This window comes from Kitasatospora sp. NPDC087314, from assembly GCF_044744365.1.
In the GTDB taxonomy this organism is placed as follows: domain Bacteria; phylum Actinomycetota; class Actinomycetes; order Streptomycetales; family Streptomycetaceae; genus Kitasatospora.
Window position 1 is genome coordinate 1 of record NZ_JBIUYE010000046.1, and the last position, 3,264, is coordinate 3,264.

Below are 3,264 nucleotides of genomic sequence, written 5' to 3' on the forward strand. Positions count from 1 at the left end.
TCCGAAAAGACCAACCCGAAACCCACACCATCACCACCGCCCTCGCCCACCTCACCACCCACGGCACCCCCGTCAACTGGCACGCCTACTTCACCGGCACCGGCGCACGACGCACCCCCCTCCCCACCTACTCCTTCCAACACACCCGCTACTGGCTCGACAACCGGCCGTCCGATGCGGTCGATCTCGGGGCGGCAGGTCTGGACAGCGCTGATCACCCGATCCTCCGGGCATCGGTGACCATTCCGTCGTCCGGTCGGATGCTGTTCACGGGCCGGGTGGCTCTCGCTTCGCTGCCGTGGCTTGCCGACCACTCCGTACACGGCGCGGTGGCGTTCCCCGGAACGGGCTTCCTGGACCTGGTCCTGCACGCGGGCCGATGCAGTGGCCATCCCCAGCTGGCGGAACTGACCATGGAGGTGCCGTTGGTGATCGCCACGGCAGGAGGCGTTCAGGTACGGGTCGAGGTCGACGAGCCGGTGGACGGGCGCCGCGCGGTCGCGGTGTACGCGCGTCCGGAGGACGCCGATCCCGACGAACCGTGGACGAGGCACTGCGCGGGCGTCCTGGCGGCCGGGTCCGGTGCCCACCCGGAGGATCCGGTGCACTGGCCGCCCGTCGATGCCGTGGCGGAGGACATCAGCGGCTTCTACGACCGGATGGAAGAGGCCGGAATCGGCTACGGTCCGGCGTTCCGTGGCATGCAGGCCGTCTGGCGGCGCGGTGACGAGCTCTACGCCGAGGTCCGGATGGACGCCGACGCCGGCGATCACGCCGTGCACCCGGCGCTGTTCGACTCCGCCCTGCACGCCACCGCGGTCGACGCGGACCCCGGGCATGCGAACCTGCCGTTCTCCTGGTCCGGAGTCACTCTGTACGGTCGCCCGGGTACCCGGCTGGTCGTCCGCCTGGTCCGCCGCGGCCCGGACGAGGTCGCGCTGGATCTCGCCGATCCGTCCGGTGCTCTCGTCGCCTCGATCTCGTCGCTGGTCGGGCGGCCGGTCACCGCGGCGTCCGGCCGAGCGGGACGGGCTTCGTTCCTCCGCGTCGAGTGGCAACCCGTCGTGCTGCCCGCGGTGACCGACCTCCCCGCCGACACCGACGTGGTACGGATCGTTGCGCGGCGGACCTCCTCTCCGGACGCGGCCGAGGCCGCCCGGGTGACGGCCGAGGCCGCCCTCGGATCCGTGCAGGAGTGGTTCGCCCGCCAGGCCGGCACGCGTTCTCGTCTGATCGTGGTGACCGACGGCCTCACCAGTGAGGACCCCGGACACCGATTGTCCGCCGCCGCGGTGTGGGGACTGGTGCGCTCGGTTCAGGTCGAGCATCCGGGCCGGGTGGTCCTGGTCGACGGGCACGAGCCGCTGGCCGCCGCGGTCGCCTCGGGTGAACCGCAGGTCATGCTGCGCTCCGAGGGCGCGTTCGTGCCACGCCTCGTGCGCGGGGTGCCGACGGACGAGAACTCGTCCTGGCGTCCGGGCACGGTTCTGCTGACCGGGGCGAGTGGCGCTCTCGGCCGCAGGGTCGCCCGGCACCTGGTCGAGACGCACGGTGTCCAGCGGCTGCTGCTGATCACCCGTCACGGCGAAGTGACGCCCGGCTCCGGTGCGCTGGCCGCACAACTGCGCGGCCTCGGTGCCGAGGTGGAGTTCGTCGCCTGTGACGTGACCGATCGCCGTGCGCTGGCCGAGGTGCTGGCAGCAATACCCTCGCGGTGGCCGCTGTCCGCGGTCGTGCACTGCGCGGGTACGGTCGACGACGCGACCCTCGCGCGGCAGTCCGGAGCACGACTGCGGACCGTCTTCGGGCCGAAGGCCGTCGGCGCCTGGCACCTCCACGAGCTGACGCGCGAGATGGACCTGTCCGCGTTCGTGCTGTTCTCCTCGGCCGCCGGTGTCCTGGGTTCGGCAGGTCAGGCGAACTACGCCGCGGCCAACGGGTTCCTGGATGCGCTGGCCGGGGTTCGGCAGGCGCAGGGGTTGGCCGGGGTGTCCCTGGCGTGGGGCCTGTGGGACGTCACGGACGGCATGGCGGGCCAGCTCGGCGAGACCGACTTGGGCCGGCTGACTCGCTCCGGTCTCGTGGCGATCCAGGAAGAACAAGGGTTGGCGATGTTCGACGCGGCGCTGGCGTCGAAGGACGCTGTGGTCGTCCCGCTGCTCCTCGACCGCCGCGCGTTGCGCGCCGCTCCGGCGGAACTGCCCGCCGTGCTGCGCGGCTTCGTCGGCGCCCAGGAGCCGCAGCGGGTCCAGCGCACGGTGGAGCCCCTGCGGGAGCGGGTCGGCGGGCTCACCGGTGAGGCACGCCGGCAGCTGTTGGTCGAAGTGGTGCGCTCCGAGGTCGCGGCCACTCTCGGCCATGCCTCGGCGGCGTCGGTCGGGACCCGTCGCAGCTTCACCGATCTGGGTTTCGACTCGCTCACCGCGGTCGAGTTGCGCAACCGGCTCACCGCGCTCACCGGGATCGAGCTACCGGCCACCGTCGCGTTCGACCACCCGTCACCGGATTCGCTGGCCGCCTTCCTGGACGGCGAGCTGCCCGGTGCGGTCGACACGTTGCCGGTGGAATTGGACCGCCTTGAAACGCTGCTCGCCGTGGCGGGAGAGGACACCGACCATGCGTACGTCGCCGATCGCCTCGAACGCCTGCTCTCCGAATGGAAGCAGCGCGGCAGCGAGAGCGGTCCTCACACCGACGATCTCGCCGAGGCCACCACAGCGGAGGAATTGATGGATTTCATCGATCGCATCCTCTAACCCAGTTCCAGTTACCGTTCGTACGAAAAAAGCAGGGGTGGTGCGCGATGGCGCAGGAGGAAAAGCTCTTCGGCTATCTGAAGCGGGTCACCGCTGACCTACAGCAGACGCGGGAGCGTCTGTCGGAAGTGGAGGGCCGCGCCCGCGAGCCGATCGCCGTCGTGGCGATGGGATGCCGCTTCCCCGGCGGGGTGGACTCCCCGGAATCGCTCTGGAACCTGGTTTCCTCCGGTGCGGACGCGATTTCGGGGTTCCCGCAGGACCGTGGGTGGGATCTGGCGGGGATCCTCGATCCGGCACTCCCCGGCGGGTCGATCACCCGCGAAGGCGGATTCCTGCACAACGCCGCCGACTTCGACGCCGCCCTGTTCGGCATCTCCCCCCGCGAAGCCCTCGCCATGGACCCCCAACAACGACTGCTCCTGGAAACCGCCTGGGAAACCTTCGAACACGGCGGCATCGACCCGATGTCCCTACGCGGCAGCCGAACCGGCGTCTTCACCGGCGT

At 70.8% G+C, this 3,264-nt stretch carries 2 protein-coding genes; both read left to right on the forward strand.

Translation table 11 applies throughout. From position 1 onward, the window contains the following. Positions 1-2,756: type I polyketide synthase (locus ACIO5E_RS39610; RefSeq protein ID WP_400677567.1), on the forward strand; the 2,756-nt coding region annotated here is incomplete at its 5' end. A 47-nt stretch (positions 2,757-2,803) separates the two neighbouring features. Beyond that, positions 2,804-3,264: beta-ketoacyl synthase N-terminal-like domain-containing protein (locus ACIO5E_RS39615; RefSeq protein WP_400677570.1), on the forward strand; the 461-nt coding region annotated here is incomplete at its 3' end.